Source organism: Sphingomonas sp. GW821-FHT04B01, assembly GCF_059420425.1.
Genome location: NZ_JBWKTR010000003.1, coordinates 55,314 through 74,138 on the forward strand (window position 1 = coordinate 55,314; position 18,825 = coordinate 74,138).

At 68.0% G+C, this 18,825-nt stretch carries 22 protein-coding genes; 13 read left to right on the forward strand and 9 right to left on the reverse strand.

What is annotated here, in order from left to right; all coding sequences use genetic code 11:
• Positions 1-28: 28 nt before the first annotated feature.
• Both pyrG and secG read right to left on the reverse strand, forming a co-directional pair.
• The gene (pyrG, locus tag AC07UH_RS09130) at positions 29-1,663 is read right to left on the reverse strand and encodes a CTP synthase (RefSeq protein ID WP_038659946.1); all 1,635 of its coding nucleotides are present in this window, start codon (positions 1,661-1,663) and stop codon (positions 29-31) included.
• An 89-nt stretch (positions 1,664-1,752) separates the two neighbouring features.
• Positions 1,753-2,100 (reverse strand): preprotein translocase subunit SecG, encoded by a 348-nt coding sequence (gene secG, locus AC07UH_RS09135; RefSeq protein WP_038659948.1) that lies wholly within the window; start codon positions 2,098-2,100, stop codon positions 1,753-1,755.
• Positions 2,101-2,370: 270 nt separating this feature from the next.
• Between secG and AC07UH_RS09140 the strand changes: the two genes are divergently transcribed.
• From AC07UH_RS09140 to eda, 8 genes are all read left to right on the forward strand, one after another.
• On the forward strand, positions 2,371-2,691 hold the full coding sequence (locus AC07UH_RS09140; RefSeq protein ID WP_038659952.1) for a MarR family transcriptional regulator: 321 nt from the start codon (positions 2,371-2,373) through the stop codon (positions 2,689-2,691).
• Positions 2,648-3,004: an SH3 domain-containing protein gene (locus tag AC07UH_RS09145; protein WP_495180056.1), complete on the forward strand. Its 357-nt coding sequence runs from the start codon at positions 2,648-2,650 to the stop codon at positions 3,002-3,004. The genes AC07UH_RS09140 and AC07UH_RS09145 overlap by 44 nt, the downstream gene beginning before the upstream one ends.
• On the forward strand, positions 3,001-3,930 hold the full coding sequence (gene argC / locus AC07UH_RS09150) for an N-acetyl-gamma-glutamyl-phosphate reductase (protein WP_495180055.1): 930 nt from the start codon (positions 3,001-3,003) through the stop codon (positions 3,928-3,930). The genes AC07UH_RS09145 and argC overlap by 4 nt, the downstream gene beginning before the upstream one ends.
• A 13-nt stretch (positions 3,931-3,943) precedes the next feature.
• On the forward strand, positions 3,944-5,407 hold the full coding sequence (zwf, locus tag AC07UH_RS09155; RefSeq protein WP_038659959.1) for a glucose-6-phosphate dehydrogenase: 1,464 nt from the start codon (positions 3,944-3,946) through the stop codon (positions 5,405-5,407).
• A 230-nt stretch (positions 5,408-5,637) separates the two neighbouring features.
• Positions 5,638-6,342, forward strand: a complete 705-nt coding sequence (gene pgl, locus AC07UH_RS09160) for a 6-phosphogluconolactonase (protein WP_495180054.1) — start codon at positions 5,638-5,640, stop codon at positions 6,340-6,342.
• 195 nt (positions 6,343-6,537) lie between these two features.
• Complete coding sequence (edd, locus tag AC07UH_RS09165) at positions 6,538-8,349, forward strand: phosphogluconate dehydratase (protein ID WP_495180053.1); 1,812 nt, start codon at positions 6,538-6,540, stop codon at positions 8,347-8,349.
• Between the two features lie 130 nt (positions 8,350-8,479).
• Positions 8,480-9,445 carry a glucokinase gene (gene glk, locus AC07UH_RS09170; protein WP_038659969.1) on the forward strand — a complete coding sequence of 322 codons (966 nt, stop codon included), beginning with the start codon at positions 8,480-8,482 and terminating at the stop codon, positions 9,443-9,445.
• A 14-nt stretch (positions 9,446-9,459) separates the two neighbouring features.
• Complete coding sequence (gene eda / locus AC07UH_RS09175) at positions 9,460-10,065, forward strand: bifunctional 4-hydroxy-2-oxoglutarate aldolase/2-dehydro-3-deoxy-phosphogluconate aldolase (RefSeq protein ID WP_495180052.1); 606 nt, start codon at positions 9,460-9,462, stop codon at positions 10,063-10,065.
• Positions 10,066-10,087: 22 nt separating this feature from the next.
• On the opposite strand, the gene AC07UH_RS09180 is transcribed toward eda, so the two are convergent.
• The gene (locus AC07UH_RS09180) at positions 10,088-10,957 is read right to left on the reverse strand and encodes a LysR substrate-binding domain-containing protein (RefSeq protein WP_495180051.1); all 870 of its coding nucleotides are present in this window, start codon (positions 10,955-10,957) and stop codon (positions 10,088-10,090) included.
• A 92-nt stretch (positions 10,958-11,049) separates the two neighbouring features.
• On the opposite strand from AC07UH_RS09180, the gene bla reads away from it, so the two are divergent.
• Positions 11,050-11,919 carry a subclass B3 metallo-beta-lactamase gene (gene bla / locus AC07UH_RS09185; RefSeq protein ID WP_495180050.1) on the forward strand — a complete coding sequence of 290 codons (870 nt, stop codon included), beginning with the start codon at positions 11,050-11,052 and terminating at the stop codon, positions 11,917-11,919.
• Between the two features lie 6 nt (positions 11,920-11,925).
• Here bla and mltG read toward each other — a convergent pair whose 3' ends face one another.
• The 6 genes from mltG to fabD form a co-directional block, all read right to left on the reverse strand.
• Positions 11,926-12,894: an endolytic transglycosylase MltG gene (mltG, locus tag AC07UH_RS09190; RefSeq protein ID WP_495180049.1), complete on the reverse strand. Its 969-nt coding sequence runs from the start codon at positions 12,892-12,894 to the stop codon at positions 11,926-11,928.
• A gap of 4 nt (positions 12,895-12,898) precedes the next feature.
• Positions 12,899-14,155 (reverse strand): beta-ketoacyl-ACP synthase II, encoded by a 1,257-nt coding sequence (gene fabF / locus AC07UH_RS09195; protein ID WP_495180048.1) that lies wholly within the window; start codon positions 14,153-14,155, stop codon positions 12,899-12,901.
• Between the two features lie 140 nt (positions 14,156-14,295).
• Positions 14,296-14,532, reverse strand: a complete 237-nt coding sequence (locus AC07UH_RS09200) for an acyl carrier protein (RefSeq protein ID WP_019515010.1) — start codon at positions 14,530-14,532, stop codon at positions 14,296-14,298.
• 117 nt (positions 14,533-14,649) lie between these two features.
• Positions 14,650-15,390 (reverse strand): 3-oxoacyl-[acyl-carrier-protein] reductase, encoded by a 741-nt coding sequence (gene fabG, locus AC07UH_RS09205; protein ID WP_038659990.1) that lies wholly within the window; start codon positions 15,388-15,390, stop codon positions 14,650-14,652.
• Between the two features lie 12 nt (positions 15,391-15,402).
• A complete protein-coding gene (locus tag AC07UH_RS09210) occupies positions 15,403-15,819 on the reverse strand; it encodes a GxxExxY protein (RefSeq protein WP_495180047.1) in 417 nt (138 codons plus the stop codon).
• Positions 15,820-15,848: 29 nt separating this feature from the next.
• Positions 15,849-16,808: an ACP S-malonyltransferase gene (fabD, locus tag AC07UH_RS09215; RefSeq protein ID WP_495180046.1), complete on the reverse strand. Its 960-nt coding sequence runs from the start codon at positions 16,806-16,808 to the stop codon at positions 15,849-15,851.
• A gap of 194 nt (positions 16,809-17,002) precedes the next feature.
• Here fabD and AC07UH_RS09220 point away from each other — a divergent pair, with 194 nt between their 5' ends.
• From AC07UH_RS09220 to rplI, 4 genes are all read left to right on the forward strand, one after another.
• The gene (locus AC07UH_RS09220) at positions 17,003-17,365 is read left to right on the forward strand and encodes an RcnB family protein (RefSeq protein ID WP_495180045.1); all 363 of its coding nucleotides are present in this window, start codon (positions 17,003-17,005) and stop codon (positions 17,363-17,365) included.
• 153 nt (positions 17,366-17,518) lie between these two features.
• On the forward strand, positions 17,519-17,968 hold the full coding sequence (gene rpsF, locus AC07UH_RS09225) for a 30S ribosomal protein S6 (RefSeq protein WP_495180044.1): 450 nt from the start codon (positions 17,519-17,521) through the stop codon (positions 17,966-17,968).
• A complete protein-coding gene (gene rpsR, locus AC07UH_RS09230) occupies positions 17,968-18,192 on the forward strand; it encodes a 30S ribosomal protein S18 (protein ID WP_007403456.1) in 225 nt (74 codons plus the stop codon). Before rpsF ends, rpsR begins: the two co-directional genes overlap by 1 nt.
• Positions 18,193-18,203: 11 nt before the next feature.
• A complete protein-coding gene (gene rplI / locus AC07UH_RS09235) occupies positions 18,204-18,806 on the forward strand; it encodes a 50S ribosomal protein L9 (RefSeq protein ID WP_038660005.1) in 603 nt (200 codons plus the stop codon).
• The last annotated feature ends 19 nt before the right edge of the window (positions 18,807-18,825 follow it).

An 18,825-nucleotide genomic window follows, 5' to 3' on the forward strand; every position in this document is an offset into this window, starting at 1 on the left:
CGCAGTCGCGCGGATCCGTGCAAGAGCGTCAGACCAAGCGGCTCTTCGTCAGTGCCGCCTGGATGAAGCTCGCGAACAGCGGGTGGGGATCGAACGGCTTGCTCTTCAGCTCCGGGTGGAACTGGACGCCGACGAACCACGGATGATCCGGCCGCTCGACGATTTCGGGCAAGGTGCCGTCGGGCGACATGCCGCTGAACACCAGCCCGCCCTTCTCCAGCGCGTCCTTGTAATGCGTGTTGACCTCGTAGCGGTGGCGATGGCGCTCGTGGATCACCGTATCGCCGTAGATCGACGACACGACGCTATTGCCGTCGAGCGATGCCTCATAGGCGCCGAGCCGCATCGTGCCGCCGAGATCGCCCTGCTCCTCGCGCTTCTCGAGTCCGTCGCGACCCATCCATTCGGTGATGAGGCCGACGACCGGCTCGTCGGTCGGTCCGAATTCGGTCGACGAGGCATTGGCGATGCCGGCGAGGTCGCGGGCGCCCTCGACGCAGGCCATCTGCATGCCGAAGCAGATACCGAAATAGGGGATCTCGCGCTCGCGGGCGAATTTGACCGCCTTGATCTTGCCCTCGGCACCGCGCTCACCGAACGCGCCGGGGACGAGGATCGCGTCGCACGGCTCGAGCTGGCTGACGATCTCGCCATTGTCGTTCTCGAAAATCTCGGCGTCGATCCAGCGGACGTTGACCTTGACCCGGTTGGCGATGCCGCCGTGGACCAGTGCTTCGTTGAGCGACTTGTAAGCGTCCTGCAGGCCGACATATTTGCCGACGACGCCGACGGTCACCTCGCCCTCCGGGTTGGTGAGCCGGTCCATGATGTCGGTCCAGCGGCTGAGGTCGGGCGCCGACGACGGCGTGATGCCAAAGGCGCGCAGCACCTCCGAATCGAGACCCTCGCCGTGATATTGCAGCGGCACCGCATAGATGCTCTTGGCGTCGAGCGCCGGAATGACCGCCGTCTCCGGCACGTTACAGAACAAAGCGATCTTGGCGCGCTCCGACGGCGGCAGCGGATGCTCGCAGCGGCAGACCAAAACGTCGGGCTGCACGCCCAAGGCGGCGAGCTCGCGCACCGAATGCTGCGTCGGCTTGGTCTTCAGCTCGCCGGCGGCGGCGATATAGGGGACGAGCGTGACGTGGATGCTGATCGCATTGCCGCGACCGACCTCGTTCTTGAGCTGGCGGATCGCCTCGATGAACGGCAGCGACTCGATGTCGCCGACGGTGCCGCCGATCTCGCAGAGTACGAAGTCGAGGTCATCGGTTTCGGCGCGGGCGAAGGCCTTGATCGCGTCGGTGACGTGCGGGATCACCTGCACGGTGGCGCCGAGATAGTCGCCGCGCCGCTCGCGCTCGATGATCGTCTTGTAGATGCGGCCCGAGGTGACGTTGTCCGACTGGCGCGAGGCGACGCCGGTGAATCGCTCGTAATGGCCGAGGTCGAGGTCGGTCTCGGCACCGTCGTCGGTCACGTAGACCTCGCCGTGCTGATACGGGCTCATCGTGCCGGGATCGACGTTGAGATAGGGATCGAACTTGCGAATCCGGACGCGGTAGCCGCGCGCCTGGAGCAAAGCTGCGAGAGAGGCCGCCATGAGGCCTTTGCCGAGCGACGAAACCACGCCGCCGGTGATGAAGATGTACCGCGCCATGGGAGAAATCGCCTAGCGTGTTATGGGGTCGAACGACAAGAGCGCGCGGGTCGGCCCCGCGCGCGATTCACGATGAACGGATCAGCGGGTTAGCGCTGGAGCGGCACCGCACCATTGTCGGCGGGAGCGTTGGGCACCGCATCCTGCGCGGGCGCAGGGGCCGGTGCCGCCGCCGGGGGCGTGCGGGCGAGCGAGGTGTCGATCGTCTGTGTCTGGCGATGCGCCGCGATGAAGGCCAGCGCGATCGACATGCCGACGAACACCGTCGCGAGGATCGACGTCATCCGGGTCAGGAAATCGGCCGCGCCGCGCGCCGACATCAGCCCCGACGGGCTGCCGCCCATGCCGAGGCCACCACCCTCCGACCGCTGCATCAGGATCACCGTCACGAGCGCCGCGGCGATGATGGCATGAACGACGAGGAGGAAGGTGAACATCTATGGTCCCGGAAACGCGTATGAAGGCGCGCACATAGGCGAGGGCTGCGAAACGATCAACCGTGCGGGTGCGCGCGTCGATCACGGCATCGGGCACCGAAGCCGCCCGCCGGTCCGCAACCGTATCCAGGCCACTTATTCACCCTACCCGTCCGTTTACCGGAAACCTGCACCGTGCGGGGGCGTTATGACCGCGAAACAAAGCCCCGAAAACGGCGCAGAAACGGATATTTGAACGTGGGAACTGCCGCGCAATCACTCGCGACGTGGATGACGGCCCTGGTGGATTACGTGCGCTCGGGCGAACCCGATCTCACCAACCGGCAGATGGCGCTGCTCCTCCTTGTCTACCTCAATCCCGGCCCGCATACGGTGCGGGGCCTGGCCCGGGCCCTCAACGTATCGAAGCCCGTCGTCACGCGCGCCTTGAACAGGCTGGGTGCGCTCGGCTATCTGCGCCGGCAACGCGACGACAGCGACAAGCGCAACATCTTCGTCGCGCGTACTTCTGAAGGGGCAGAGTTTCTTGAAGAGTTCGGGCAATTCCTTGGCGAAGGCGACGCCCGGTCGCGCCAGCCAGCCCTCGCGTAGGGCGTTCGCGCTCACCGGCCCGTCGGTCACGCTCGATCCCCGGACGCATGCGGTGCGCGGCGATCTCGCCGACGTCCGCCTCGCCGAACAGGTGTTCGCGCCGCATTATGCCGCGCCGATGGCCGCGGTGGCATTGGGCGACGCCGGCCTCTTCGCCGATCGCAATCTGAGCGAGCCGATCGCGACGCTGGCCACCGGTGACGTGTTCGAGGTGCTCGAACTCGCCGGGCGCCACGCCTGGGGCCGGGCGATCGGCCAGAATCTGGTCGGCTATGTCGACCGTTCCATCCTCGACAAGGCGACCACAGCATGAGCGTCACCGTGTTCATCGACGGCGCCGTCGGCACCACCGGCATCGACATCCGCGAGCGGTTGAGCGGCCGCACCGACATCACCGTCGTGACGCTCGACGACTCGCGCCGCAAGGACGCGGATGCCCGGGCCGAGGCGCTCAACGACGCCGATATTGCCATCCTCTGCCTGCCCGACGAGGCGGCACGCGAGGCGGCGGCGCTGGTGCGTAGCGGCACGACGCGGCTGATCGACGCCTCGTCGGCACATCGGGTCGCCGAGGGCTGGACCTACGGCTTCCCCGAACTGGCCGAGGGTCAGGCCGGGCGGATCGCCGCGGCGCGCTTCGTGTCGAACCCCGGCTGCTATCCCACCGCCTTCCTCGCGCTGGTTGCGCCGCTGGTGCGCGCGGGGCTGATCCCCACCGACTGGCCGCTGACCTATAATGCGGTGTCGGGCTATTCGGGTGGCGGCAAGGCGATGATCGCGGAATTCGAGGGCGGCGGAGTCGATACGGCGCTGCGCGCTTATGCATTAACGCTGTCGCACAAGCATTTGCCCGAGATGCGCGCGCATGCCGGGCTCGCCCATCCGCCGGTGTTCGCGCCCGCGGTGGCGCGGCTCAACCGCGGCATGCTCGGCGAGGTGCCGCTGGCGCTCGCCCAACTGCCCGGCCGGCCGAGCCTCGCCGCGGTCGAGGACACGCTCGCCGCAGCCTATGCCGGCAGCGCGCTGATCTCGGTCGCGAGTGGCGACGTCGCCGCGGTGACGATCGAGGAGAATAGCGGCACCGACCGGATGACCTTGCGCGTCTGCGGCAATGCCGACAGCGGCCAGGTGCGGCTGATCGCCACGCTCGACAATCTCGGCAAGGGCGCCGGTGGTGCCGCCGTACAGAATCTCAACATCATGGCCGGGCTCGATCCCCTGGCCGGCCTGATCGTTTAACAGAAGGACCGTCATGCAGCGCAATCCCGTCGGCAAGCTGCTCCTGTTCGGAGCGACCGGTGACCTCGCCCAGCGCATGCTGTGGCCGTCGCTCTACGGATTGCACGCCGACGGGCTGCTGCCCGAGGCGTTGACGATCGTCGGCTCGGCCCGTGGCGAGCAGAATGACGACGCCTTCCGCGCCTTCGTGCAGAAGGCGCTCGGCCAGTTCCTCGCCGCCGACCGCAAGGACGACGACAAGATCGCCAGCTTCCTCGAACGGTTGTTCTTCCAGCCCGCCGACCTGTCGGACCCGGCGAGCTTCGCTGGCCTCGCCGAAAAGATCGGCGACGTGTCGGGCGGGCTCGCCATCTATCTATCGACCGCGCCGTCGCTGTTCGAGCCGGCGGTCAAGGGCCTCGAAAGCGTCGGCCTCGCCGGCGAGACGGTGCGGATCGGGCTGGAGAAGCCGCTCGGCTACGATCTTGCCTCCAGCCGCGAGATCAACGACACCGTCGCCTCCGCCTTTCCCGAGGAGCGGACCTTCCGCATCGACCATTATCTCGGCAAGGAGACGGTCCAGAACATCCTCGCGCTGCGCTTCGGCAATTCGTTCTTCGAGCCGGTGTGGAACGCGCAGGGAATCGACAACGTCCAGATCACGATCGCCGAAACGGTCGGGCTGGAGGATCGCGCCGGCTATTACGAGGGCGCGGGCGCGCTGCGCGACATGGTCGCCAACCATATGCTCCAGCTCGTCGCGCTGATCGCGATGGAGCCCCCCGCCCTCTACGACGGCGCCGCGATCCGCGACGAAAAGGCGAAGGTGTTCCGGTCGCTGCGCAAGATCGCGCCCGAGGACGTGCCGATCTGCACCGTCACCGGCCAGTATGAGGAGGGCGCGGTCGGCGGCAAGGTCGTCAAGGGCTATGACGACGAGCTGGGCTATGACAGCAACGTCGAGACCTTCGTCGCGATCAAGGCGCATATCGACAATTGGCGCTGGCAGGGCGTGCCCTTCTATCTGCGCACCGGCAAGCGGATGGCGAAGCGGCGCAGCGAGATCGCGATCCAGTTCAAGCCGGTGCCGCATTCGATGTTCTCGGGCCGCGGCGGCATCCTCCAGCCGAACACGCTGGTGATCCGGTTGCAGCCGGAGGAATATGTCCAGCTGCTGGTGATGGCGAAGGAGCCGGGGCTCGACCGCGAGGGCATCCGCCTGCGCGAGGTGCCGCTCAACCTCAGCATGGACGCCGAGTTCGCCGGCTCGCGGCGGCGCATCGCCTATGAGCGGCTGCTGCTCGACCTGATCGAGGGCGACCAGACGCTGTTCGTCCGGCGCGACGAGGTCGAGGCGCAATGGACGTGGATCGACGCGATCCGCGCCGGCTGGGATGCCAACCAGACCAAGCCCAAACATTATGCCGCCGGCACCTGGGGCCCCGCCGGCGCGATCGCGCTGACCGAGCGCGACGGCGTGACCTGGCAGGACGATTGAGGCTTCAGGCCGAGCCGTTCACCCCCGTCACCCCGGGCCTGACCCGGGCTCCCGCTTCTCCCGCGGTCGGCCAATAGCGGGACCCCGGGTCAAGCCCGGGGTGACGGGATATGGGGTGTGTTTTGGGTCACCATACAGTCGATTCCGTCGCTCATACGTATGCGCGGCCTCTTACCTTGCGCGTCCGCCCGGTCTATCGGACGGGACGCCGACCGAACGAAAGCAAAGACATGACCGAGATCGAATGGTGGGAATATGATGACGCCGCCGAAATGGCCCAGGCGGTCGCCGGCGACATCCAGTTCATCATCGAGGCGGCGATCGACGCACGCGGCGCGGCGGTGATCGCGCTGTCGGGCGGCAAGACGCCGATCCCGATCTACGACACGCTGTCCAAGGCGAAGCTCGACTGGAAGCGGGTGACGATCGTCCCCACCGACGAGCGTATCGTGCCGCTCGGCGACGCTTTGTCGAACGTGACGATGATCGCCAAGACCTTCCTGCCCAAGGGCGCGCGGGTGATGCCGATCGTGCCGCAGGCGACCGCCGACTATAAGTCCGCCGGCCGCTCGGCGGATGCGCTGATGCAGGACCTGCACTGGCCGCTCGACCTGTGCCTGCTCGGCGTCGGCGGCGACGGCCATACCGCGTCGATCTTCCCCGGCCCCGATTTCGACGAGGCGCTGTCCGGCCCCAAGGAGCGGCGCGCGCTCGGCGTGATGCCCGAACCGCTGCCGCCCGAAGCGCCGGTCGCCCGCGTGACGCTGTCGCGCGAGGGCATCGTGACGGCGCGCGCGCTGATGATCGCGGTCACCGGCCAGGCCAAGCGCGACGTCATCGAACAGGCGATCAAGCAGGGGCCGTCGTCGCCCTATCCGATCGGCCGCGTGCTCGCCGACGCCGAATTGCCCGTCGATATCCACTGGGCGCCGTAACGCCGGTGACGGAGCGGGGTTGAGACCCACCGTGCTTCGACAGGCTCAGCACGAACGGTGAAGGGGAATCGCTCCCGCCCCGTTCGCCCTGAGCCTGTCGAAGGGCCTGTGTCCCGATCCGCTTCCGTCGCTCACCCCGATATGGTTTATGGTGACACCTCAGGCACCTAACGCCCCCTCCCCAGGATCCGCGTCATGAACCCCGAAGTCTCCGCCGTCACCGACCGCATCATCGAACGATCGCGGGAGCGCCGTGCCGCCTATCTCGCGCTGATCGAGCACGAGCGGGAGAGCGGCGCGCGCCGGCCACAGCTCGGCTGCGCCAACCTCGCCCACGCCTATGCCGGCACCGAGGAGGATCGCGACACGCTGCGCGCCGATACCGGCATGAACATCGGCATCGTCACCGCCTATAACGACATGCTGTCGGCGCATGCGGTCTATTACCGCTACCCCGAGCTGATGAAGGTCTGGGCGCGCGAGGCCGGCGCCACCGCGCAGGTCGCCGGCGGCGTACCGGCGATGTGCGACGGCGTGACGCAGGGCTATGCCGGCATGGAGCTGTCGCTGTTCAGCCGCGACACGATCGCGCTCGCGACCGCGGTCGCGCTCAGCCACGGCACGTTCGAGGGCGCGGCGCTGCTCGGCATCTGCGACAAGATCGTGCCGGGCCTGCTGATGGGCGCGCTGCGCTTCGGCCATCTGCCAATGGTGCTGATCCCCGGTGGTCCGATGCCCTCCGGCCTCCCCAACAAGGCCAAGGCGGCGGTGCGCGAGGCCTATGCCGAGGGCAAGGCGGGGCGCGAGGAGCTGCTCGACGCCGAGATCCAGGCCTATCATTCCAAGGGCACCTGCACCTTCTACGGCACCGCCAACACCAACCAGATGATGATGGAGGTGATGGGTCTGCACATGCCCGGCGCCGCCTTCGTCAATCCCGGCACCAAGCTGCGCCAGGAGCTGACCCGCGCCGCGGTGCATCGCCTTGCCGGCATGGGCTGGCGCGGCAACGACTATCGCCCGCTTGGCCATTGCGTCGACGAGCGCGCGATCGTCAATGCCGCGGTCGGCCTGCTCGCCACCGGCGGTTCGACCAATCACCTGCTCCACGTCCCGGCGATCGCGCGCGCGGCGGGGATCGTCATCGACTGGGAGGATTTCGACCGGCTCAGCCGCGCGGTGCCGCTGATCGCGCGCGTCTATCCGAATGGTGCCGCCGACGTGAACGCGTTCGAGGCGGCGGGCGGCATGCCCTTCGTCATCCGCGAATTGCTGTCGGCCGGGCTGCTGCACGGTGATATCACGACGGTCAGCGGCGACAGCCTCGCCGCTTATGCCGACAAGCCGGCGATCGTCGACGATCGGCTCACGTGGCATCCGGTCGGCGACAGCGGCGACACCGCCATCCTGCGCCCGGTCGGCGAGGCCTTCTCGCCCGACGGCGGCATGCGCATCCTCGCCGGCAACATTGGCCGCGCCTGTATCAAGGTGTCCGCGGTCGACAAGGAGCGCTGGGTGGTCGAGGCGCCGGCGCGCGTCTTCCACGACCAGCTCGACGTGCTCGAGGCGTTCAAGCGCGGCGAGCTGGAGCAGGACATGGTCGTCGTCGTCCGCTTCCAGGGGCCCCGTGCCAACGGCATGCCCGAGTTGCACAAACTGACCCCGCCGCTCGGCGTGCTCCAGAACCGCGGCTTCAAGGTCGCGCTGGTCACCGACGGCCGCATGTCGGGCGCGAGCGGCAAGGTGCCATGCGCGATCCACTGCTCGCCCGAGGCCCTCGGCCATGGCGCGATCGGCAAGATCCGCGACGGCGACATCATCCGCGTCGATGCGGTCAACGGCACGCTCGACGCTTTGGTCGACGCGGCGGAATGGCTGGCGCGGCCGCTGTGCGACGCCCCCGGCGCGGCGAGCGGCACCGGCCGCGAGCTGTTCGCGATGTTCCGCGGCCTTGCCGACGAGGCCGAGAAGGGCGCATCGGGCATGCTCGCGGCGGCGGGTCTATAGCAACACCAACCACCCTCACTCTTCCCACCGCCTGCGGCGGCGGGCCCCTTCCCTCTCCCGCCGGGAGAGGGAGAGACGGCAAAGCCGGCGATGGGTGGGGGTGGGAGCGGAACGTCAGGAGAGAACAGAAATGCAGCTCGTCAGCGTCGATATCGGCGGCACCCATGCCCGCTTCGCCATCGCGGAGGTGGAGGACGGCCATGTCGTCGCGCTCGGCGAACCGGTGACGCTCAAGACCGCCGAACACGCCAGCCTGCAGACCGCGTGGCAGGCGTTCGCCGCCCGCCACGGCGCGCCGCTCCCCAAGGCGGCGGCGATCTCGGTCGCCTCGCCGATCACCGGCGACATCATCCGCCTGACCAACAATCCCTGGGTGATCCGCCCGTCGCTGATCCCCGAGCGACTCGGCGCGGACATCTATACCGTCATCAACGATTTCGGCGCGGTCGGCCATGCCGTCGCGCAATTGCCGCACGACGATTTCGAGCACCTTTGCGGCCCCGACATCGCGCTGCCGACCGAGGGGGTGACGACGGTCTGCGGCCCCGGCACCGGCCTCGGCGTCGCGCAGGTGTTCAAGACCAAGGGCCGCTATCACGTGCTGCCTACCGAGGGCGGCCACGTCGACTATGCGCCGCTCGACGGCATCGAGGACGCCTTCGTCAAGCGCCTGCGTCGCACCTATACGCGCGTCTCGGCGGAGCGGATCTGCTCCGGCCCCGGCATCGTCGCGCTGTACGAGACGCTCGCCGAACTCGAAGGCCGCGCCGTTCCCAGCCGCGACGACAAGACGATCTGGACCGAGGCGCTCGACGGTACCGATTCGATCGCGCTCGCCGCGCTCGACCGCTTCTGCCTCGCGCTCGGCGCGGTGGCGGGCGACCTCGCGCTGGCGCATGGCGCCAAGGCGGTGGTGATCGCCGGCGGCCTCGGCCTGCGCATCAAGGACAAATTGATCCGGTCGGGCTTCGACCAGCGCTTCGTCGCCAAGGGCCGGTTCCAGAACATGATGGCGGGCATCCCCGTCAAGCTCATCACCCATCCGCAGCCGGGCCTGTTCGGCGCCGCCGCGGCCTTCGCCCAAGAACACGCATAAGAGGCTCCTGCGTCATGACCGACATCGCCACCATCATGCAGACCAGCGCCGTCATCCCGGTGCTGGTGATCGACGACGCCGCCACCGCGCGACCGCTGGCCGAGGCGCTCGTCGCCGGCGGGCTCAAGGTGCTCGAGGTGACGCTGCGCACCGGCGCGGCGATGGAAGCGATCGCCGAGATGAAGACGGTTCCCGGCGCGATCGTCGGCGCCGGCACAGTGGTGAACGAGGGCCAGGCGCGGCAGGTGATCGACGCCGGCGTCGAGTTCATCGTCTCGCCGGGGCTCACCGAGCGGCTCGCCAAACCGATCCTCGATGCGGGCGTCGCCTATCTGCCCGGCACCGCGACCGCGGGCGACATCATGCGCGGGCTCGACCTCGGCCTCACCCATTTCAAGTTCTTCCCCGCCGAGACGTCGGGCGGATTGAAGGCGCTGAAGGCGCTGGCGGCACCCTTCTACCAGTGCCGCTTCTGTCCGACCGGCGGCATCACCGAGGCGAGTGCGCCCGATTGGCTGGCGTTCGCGCCGGTATTGTGCGTCGGCGGCAGCTGGGTGACCGGCGGCGCGATGGCAGAGGTCGAGGCCAAGGCGCGCGCCGCGAGCGGCCTGCGCCGCTGACGGCAGGGCGGAGGCGGGCGGATCACTCCCCCGCCTCCGTCACCAGCCAGTCCCGGAACGCGCGCATCGCCGGCGACGGCTTGCGCGACAGCAGATGCGTCAGCCAGTAGCGGCCGGCATCGATCTCGACCGCAAACGGCTGGACGAGCTGCTCCGCGGCGAGTTCGCGAAGGAACATCGCGCGCGGCGCCAGCGCGATGCCCAGCCCCGCCATCGCCGCGCTCGCCATGACCGCCGAACTGTCGAACAGCGGCCCACGCAGCGCCGGCGGCGACAGCCCCGCCTTGGCGAACCACCCCTCCCACTCGCTGGTCCGGTACGAGCACAGCAGAGGTTCGCGCAGCAGATCGGCCGGCTCACGCAACCGCGCGGCGATGCGCGGCGCGCAAAGCGGGGTCAGTGGCGCGGCGAGCAACGGCTCTGCCTGTGTGCCGTGCCACGCGCCGTCGCCGAAGCGGATCGCACCGTCGAGCCCCTCGCCCGCCAGATCGACGCGGTTGTTGTTGATCGACAGCCGGACATCGACGTGCGGATGGCTTGCGACAAAGCGATCGAGCCGCGGCAGCAGCCAGCCGGTGGCGAACGTGCCCACCACGCCGAGCGCGAGGGGATGTTGCAGGCGTCCGCCCTCGAACCGGTCGAGCGTGGCGCCGATCCGGTCGAACGTCTCGGCGAGGACCGGGACCAGCGCCTGCCCCTCGTCGGTCAACGCCAGTCCGCGCGGCAGCCGCCGGAACAGCTTCGTACCCAGCCTCTCTTCGAGCGCGGCGACCTGATGGCTCACCGCTCCCTGGCTGACGAATAATTCGCTCGCGGCGCGGGTGAAATTAAGATGCCGTGCCGCCGCCTCGAAGGCGCGCAAAGCGTTGAGCGGGAGCTGGGCGCGATCCATCGGTCATGAGTAAACCTCATGGCTAACGCGAGGGAAGATGGTTTGTATGGCATCGCCGTGACGGGCATTCCGGGAACGAAGGAGACCCGTCCATGATCGCCAGCCTCGTTGCCGCCATGCTCGCCGCGCAGACCACGCCCGTCGCCACAACGCAGCGCGACGATCCCCTCACCCGGCCGATCGTCGGCGAGCATGTCGCCGAATGGCTGGCGCCGCGGCCGCCGGTGCGGGTGTTCGGCGACAGCTATCTGGTGGGCTTCGGCGGCCTCAACGTCGCACTGATCGACACGGGCAAGGGGCTGATCCTGATCGACGGCGCCCTGCCGCAAGCCGCGCCGGCGATCCTCGCCAATGTCAGAAAGCTTGGCTTCCGGCCGCGCGACATTCGCTACATCCTTAGCACCGAGCCGCATTTCGATCATGCCGGTGGCATCGCCGCGCTCGCCCGCGCCACCGGCGCGACGGTGATCGCCAGCGCCCGTGCTGCCGAAGGGCTGCGATCCGGCCGCCTCGCCGCAGACGATCCGCAGCGCGGTTACGACAGCCGCTTTCCCGCCGTTGCCGCGGTGCGGGTGATCGGGGACGGCGAGCGGCTGACGCTGGGGCGCACCACGGTGACCGCGCATGCGACGCCCGGCCATACGATGGGCAGCACGAGCTGGAGCTGGCAGTCTTGCGCGCGCCAAGGGTGCAGGACGATCGTCTTCGCCGCCAGCCTCAATCCCGTCTCGAGCGACGGCTATCGCTACACCGCCGCCACGAGCCGCCCGATCGTCGCCGGATTCCGCAAGAGCTATAGGGTGATGCAGACCCTGCCGTGCGATCTGCTGATCACCGCCCACGCCGATCAGGACGGCGCCACCGATCGCTTCCGCACGACACCCGGCGCCTGCCGTGCCTATGCCGCCTCGTCACGTCGCAAGCTCGACGCGCGCCTGCGCGAGGATCGGGCGACGCGCTGACCCGCGCTACATCTCGCCGCGCTGGCGCCGGATCGCATACCATTTCTGCACATTGGCGTTGTGCTGCGCCAAAGTGTCCGCGAACACGTGCCCGCCGGTGCCGTCCGCGACGAAATACAACGCCTTCGACGATGCCGGGTCGAGCACCGCATCGATCGAGGCACGCCCGGGATTGGCGATCGGCCCGGCGGGCAGGCCCGCCTCGGCATAGGTGTTATAACCGTTCTTCGCATGCAGCTCCGAGCGCAGGATGCGCCGGCCCAGCGGCCGCCCCTTGGTAATCGGATAGATGACCGTCGGATCCGCCTGCAACGGCATCCCCTGCTTCAACCGGTTGCCATAGACCGCCGCCACCGTGCGCCGCTCGGCAGGCTTGCCGGTCTCCTTCTCGACGATCGAGGCGAGGATGATCGCCTGTTCGGGGGTCGTCACCGCGATCCCCGGCTTGCGCTTCGCCCAGGCGGCGGCGAGATAGTCGCGCATCGCCGTCTGCATCCGTGCCACCACGCTCGCGCGCGTGTCGCCGCGCTGGAAGGCATAGCTGTCGGGCAGCACCGAGCCCTCGGCAGGCACCGGCACGTCGCCGGTCAATCCGTCAGCCTTCATCAGCGCGTCGTGGACGAGCACGGAAGGATAGCCCTCCGGCACCACCACCAGCCGCTGCAACACCTTGCCGCCCTGCAGCATCTTGAGAATGTCGGCCGGGCTGGTGTGCGCCGGGATGCGATATTCGCCCGCCTTGATCGGCTCGCCCGAACCGAACACGCGGGCGAGCAGGCGGAAGCGCCCGGCCGAGCGGATCGCCCCCGCCTTCTCGAGTTCGCGCGCGGCGGAGGCGAGACTGCTGCCCTCCGCGACCTGCACGGTCAGCGTCCGCGGCGCCGGACCGCTGCCACCCCAGCCCTGCACCACCAGAAACGCCGCGACGATCGCGACGAGGCCGATCAGCAGACCGAGGCAACCGACCTTGCGCATGGAATCAGATCGCCTTCATCACCAGCGAGGCGTTGGTGCCGCCGAAACCGAACGAATTGTTGAGCACCGCGCGCACCTCGCGCTTGCGCGCGACGTGGGGGACGAGGTCGACGCCCTCCGCGCCTTCCGACGGATTGTCGAGGTTGAGCGTCGGCGGCACGATCTGGTCACGCATCGCGAGGATGCAGAAGATGCTCTCCACCGCGCCGGCGCCGCCGAGCAGATGGCCGATCGCCGATTTGGTCGAGCTCATCGACAGGCCACCGATCGCATCGCCGAACAGGCGCTTGACCGCGCCCAGCTCGATCATGTCGGCCATCGTCGAGGTGCCGTGCGCGTTGATATAGTCGATGTCGCCGAGCGCGAGGCCCGAGCGCTTCATCGCCATTTCCATCGAGCGGAACGCGCCCGATCCTTCGGGTTCCGGTGCGGTGACGTGATAGGCGTCGCCCGACAGGCCGTAACCGACGACCTCGCAATAGATTTTCGCGCCGCGTGCCTTGGCGTGCTCATATTCCTCGAGCACGACCACGCCCGCGCCCTCGCCCATGACGAAGCCGTCGCGGTCGCGGTCATAGGGGCGGCTGGCCTGTTCGGGCCGGTCGTTGAAGCTGGTGTTGAGCGCGCGCGCCGCAGCGAAGCCGGCGATGCCGATCGGACAGATCGTGCTTTCCGCGCCGCCCGCGAGCATCACGTCGGCATCGTCGAGCGCGATCATCCGCGCCGCGTCGCCGATCGAATGCGCGCCGGTCGAACAGGCGGTGACCACCGCATGGTTCGGCCCCATCAACCCGTATTTGATCGAAACCTGACCCGAGATCAGGTTGATGAGCCGGCCGTGGACGAAATGCGGGCTGACGCGCTTCGGCCCCTTTTCGGCAAGCACGAGCGATTCGCTCTCGATCCCCGGCAGGCCGCCGATGCCCGAACCGATCGAACAGCCGGTGCGGAACCGCTCCGCCTCGCTCATCTCGGTGAGGCCGGCGTCCTCGAGCGCCTGGCCGGCGGCGTCGATGCCATAGACGATGAACGGATCGACCTGACGCTGGACCTTGTGGTCAACGCGCTTGTCGGGGTCGAAGCCGTAAGGATGATCCGCCGGCTTGACCTCGCAGGCGATGAGGCATTTCTGGTCCGACGCGTCGAAGCGCGTGATCGGGCCGGCGCCCGACTTGCCCGCGATCAGGTTCGCCCAGGCGGTTTCGACGTCCGCGCCAAGCGGGGTCACCAGACCCAAACCGGTTACGACAACGCGCCGCATACCCTTACTCCATCCAGTCCAAACAGGTCGCCGTCCGACGGAAGCGGGCGGCTGTTACGAAAAACGGCCCCCCGCCCTCACAATCGGGGACGGGGAGCCGTTCAGATCCGGCCCTTAGCGGGCGCGGGCAAGCCGAAGGCTCAGCCCTTGTGCTCGTCGATATAGGTGATCGCGTCCTTGACGGTCGTGATCTTCTCGGCGGCATCGTCGGGGATCTCGACCCCGAACTCTTCCTCGAACGCCATGACGAGCTCGACGATGTCGAGGCTGTCGGCACCCAGGTCGTCGATGAAGCTCGCGTCCTCGGTCACCTTGTCGGCTTCGACGCCGAGATGCTCGACGACGATCTTCTTCACGCGGTCGGCGGTCTCGCTCATGGTATAGTCCCTCTTCGCTTTGGGGGGTGTTTGTCAGTTACCAAACGCCCGTAGAACGGGGCGGTTCGGGTGGCAAGCGTCTGTTAAGGTCGATCGTTGTGATCAGCCCCAACCCGCCTAGATCATGGCCATGCCGCCGTTGACGTGCAAGGTCTGGCCGGTGACATATCCGGCTTCGCGGCTGGCGAGGTACACGACGGCGGCACCGATATCCTCGCCGGTGCCGAGATCGCCGGCCGGAATCCGCCCCAACAGCGCGGTTTTCTGCGCCTCGGGCAGCACGTCGGTCATCGCCGAGCGGATGAAGCCGGGCGCGACGCAATTGACCGTGATGTTGCGGCTGGCGAGCTCCTGCGCCAGGGCCTTCGACATGCCGACGAGGCCGGCTTTCGATGCGGCATAATTCGCCTGCCCCGGATTGCCGGTCTGCCCGACCACCGAGGTGATCGACACGACGCGGCCGAAGCGCTGCTTCATCATCGGCTTGGCGGCGGCGCGGACGAGGCGGAACGCGGCCTCCAGATTGACGCGGATCACCTGATCCCATTCGTCGTCCTTCATCCGCATCGCCAGATTGTCGCGCGTCACGCCGGCGTTGTTGACGAGGATGTCGAGCCGCCCGCCGAGCGCCTGCACCGCCTGCGGCACCAGCGCGTCGACCGCGGCGGCATCCGACAGGTCGCACGGCACCGCGACATGCGCGCCGCCAAGCCCGGCGCGAAACGCCTCGAGCTTCTCCGCATTGGACCCCGACACCGCCAGCGTCGCCCCCTGCCCCGCCAGCGCCTTCGCGATGGCGGACCCGATACCCCCCGAAGCGCCGGTAACCAGCGCAGTCATGCCTGTCAGATCGAACATTCTTCGCAATCCTTATTGATTCACGCGAAGACGCGAAGACGCGAAGGCGGTGTGGCCGTTGACGATGCGTCGCAGCCCTTCCTTGAGCGTCGCGCCTCCAAAGTTGATAAGCAGCCCAAGGGGCTGGCTGGTCAGCCGAAGGTAGGTGAGCAGTTGCTTGGCGTGAGCGGCGTTAAGCCGCTCGACCGATTTGATCTCGACGAGCAGCGCCCGGGCGACGACCAGATCGACCTTGAACGCCGCGTCGAACGAGAGCCCCTCGAAGGAAAAGGATACCGGCATCTGCCGGTGGACCTCATAACCGAGGTGCGTGAGCTTCGCGGCCAGAACGGTCTCGTATACGCTCTCTAATAAGCCGGGCCCCAAGTCACGGTGAAGACGAAAAGAAACGTCGATGACATCCGAGGCGGCGGCCTCGAGATCCACCATCTTCGCGTCTTCGCGTCTTCGCGTGAACATCACACCTTTTTAAGCAAATCCTCGATGTCGTCCATCGTCACGACGCTGGTCGCCTCGACGTCCGGGGCGATGCGCTTGACCATCGGGGCGAGGACCTTGCCGCCGAATTCGACGAAATGCGTCACCCCCGCTTCGGCCATCGCCAGCACCGATTCGCGCCAGCGCACCATGCCCGTCACCTGGCGGACCAGAGCGGCGCGGATCGCATCGGGGTCGGCGATCGGCGCGGCGTCGACGTTGGCGTAGACCGGCACCAGCGGGGCGGCGATCCGCGCGTCGGCGAGCGCGGCCTTCATCGCCTCGGCGGCGGGCTGCATCAGCGGGCAGTGGAACGGCGCCGACACCGGCAGCAGCAGCGCGCGCTTGGCGCCATGGTCCTTGGCCAAAGTGACCGCACGCTCGATCGCGGCGCGGTGGCCCGAGATCACCACCTGCGACGGATCGTTGTCGTTGGCGACGGTGCAGACGAGGTCGCCACCACCCTCCGCGGCGATCGCCGCGACGGCGGCGGAGGCGATCGCCTGCGCCTTGGCGAGATCGGCACCGAGCAGCGCCGCCATCGCCCCCTCGCCGACCGGCACCGCCGCCTGCATCGCCTCACCGCGCAGCCGCAGCAGCCGCGCGGTGGTGGCGAGGTCGAACGCGCCCGCCGCGCACAATGCGCCATATTCACCCAGCGAGTGGCCCGCGACGTAGTCGGCCTTGTCGGCGAGACGGAGGCCGCCCTCGCGCTCGGCGACGCGCAGCGTGGCGATCGCATTGGCCATGATCGCCGGCTGCGCATTGGCGGTGAGTTGCAGGTCCTCGCCCGGCCCCTCGGCCATCAGCCGGAACAGATGCTGGCCGAGCGCCTCGTCGACCTCGCCGAACACCTCGCGCGCGACCGGGCTCGCCTCGGCCAGCGCCTTGCCCATGCCGACCGCCTGGCTGCCCTGGCCGGGAAAGATGAATGCCCGCATCGCGCGTCTCCTCTGAACAACAGGAGCGCGCCACTAGGACCGCTGCGGCCCTCACGCAACCTGAACGAACCTCACGGAGTTGCGACACCTTGCGACCGTTTTCCGGGATCGACGAGAGAGGTGTGCGACAAGTCGCCCCTATCTCTCGTATCGACGCCGGACACGGCGCCGGTATGCAAATGGGAGTGATTACAATGAAGAAGCTGATCCTGAGCGCGATCGCCGCGACCCTCGTCGCCAGCCCGCTGGCGGTCGCCGCCGCCGACGCCGCCCCCGTGCAGCGCGAGCGCACCGTCACCACCGTCAAGGAGCGTCCGAACGGCCGCACCGTCGTCACTCAGCGCACCACCGTCCGCAACAACGGGCCGCGCGCCTGGCGCGCCGGCCAGCGTTTCGACCGCCGCTATGCAACCAACTATCGCGTCGTCCGCGACTATCGCACCTATCGCCTCGCCGCCCCGCCGCGCGGCCAGTATTGGGCGCGCTCGGGTAACGACGCGGTGCTCGTCCGCGACAACGGCACCGTCGTGCGGGTGATCCAGCGCTCGTTCCGCTAAGCGCCAAGGCTTGCCTTTTCGCCCGCAAGGCGTATGAGCATCGATACCCGGGGTGGAGAGCCAGTCTCTCCGCCCCGGTTTTTATGTTTGAGACGACAGTCGGAGGGGCGTCGCATGGGGCGGCGTCAGCGATCGGCCAACGAAGGACAAGGCATGGCTCTGTACGAGCACACGTTCCTTGCGCGCCAGGATCTGGCACAGGCGCAGGTGGACGCGCTGGCGGAAACCGCCACCAAGATCATCGAAGACAATGGCGGCAAGGTCGTCAAGACCGAGACCTGGGGCCTGCGCAGCCTCGCGTATCGCATCGCCAAGAACCGCAAGGCGCATTACGTCATGCTCGAGATCGATGCCCCCGGCACCGTTATCGCCGAGCTGGAGCGCCAGACGCAGATCAACGAAGACGTCATCCGCTACATGACCGTCAAGGTTGATGCGCTGGAAGACGGTCCGACCGTGATGATGCGCAAGCAGGAGCGCGATCGTGAGCGTCGTGGCGACCGCGAAGGCGGCCGTGATGGCGGCCCGCGCGGCGACCGTGGCGATCGTGGCGATCGTCCGGAGCGTGCCCCCCGTCGTGACCGTGAAGAGGAGGCCGCATAATGGCTCGCCCGTTTTTCCGCCGCCGCAAGTCGTGCCCGTTCAGCGCCAAGGATGCGCCGCGGATCGACTATAAGGACGTCCGTCTGCTCCAGGGCTTCGTGTCCGAGCGTGGCAAGATCGTGCCGTCGCGTATCACCTCGGTGAGCGCCAAGAAGCAGCGCGAGCTCGCCCAGGCGATCAAGCGCGCCCGTCACCTGGGCCTGCTGCCCTACGTCGTTAAGTAAGGAACGGACACATGGACGTCATTCTGCTTGAGCGCGTCGAGAAGCTCGGCGCCATCGGCGACGTGGTGAAGGTCAAGGACGGGTTCGCCCGCAACTTCCTGCTGCCGAACAAGAAGGCGCTGCGCGCCAACGAAGCCAACCGCAAGGTGTTCGAGGCGAACCGCGCCCGCATCGAGAGCGACAACGCCAACCGTCGCGGCGAGGCCGAGAAGGAAGCGGGTTCGTTCAAGGACGCGAGCGTCACCCTGATCCGTCAGGCGTCGAACACCGGCCAGCTCTACGGTTCGGTCGCGGTCCGCGATCTGATCGAGGCGCTCGTCGCCGACGGCCACAAGGTCACCAAGAGCCAGGTGGTGCTGGACAAGCCGATCAAGTCGATTGGCCTGTACACCGTGCGCGTCGCGCTGCACCCCGAGGTCACCGTGACCGTCAAGGTCAACGTCGCCCGCTCGCCGGAAGAGGCCGAGATGCAGGCATCGGGCGTCGACGTGATGTCGTCGATGTTCGAGCGCGACGAAGCCGGCTTCGTCGAGGATTACGATCCCAACGCCGAGCCGGGCGCGACTGCCGAAGTGCAGGCCGACACCGCGGAGGAAGCACCGGCGCAGGGCTGAGCCCCGCGTTCGCCTGCCC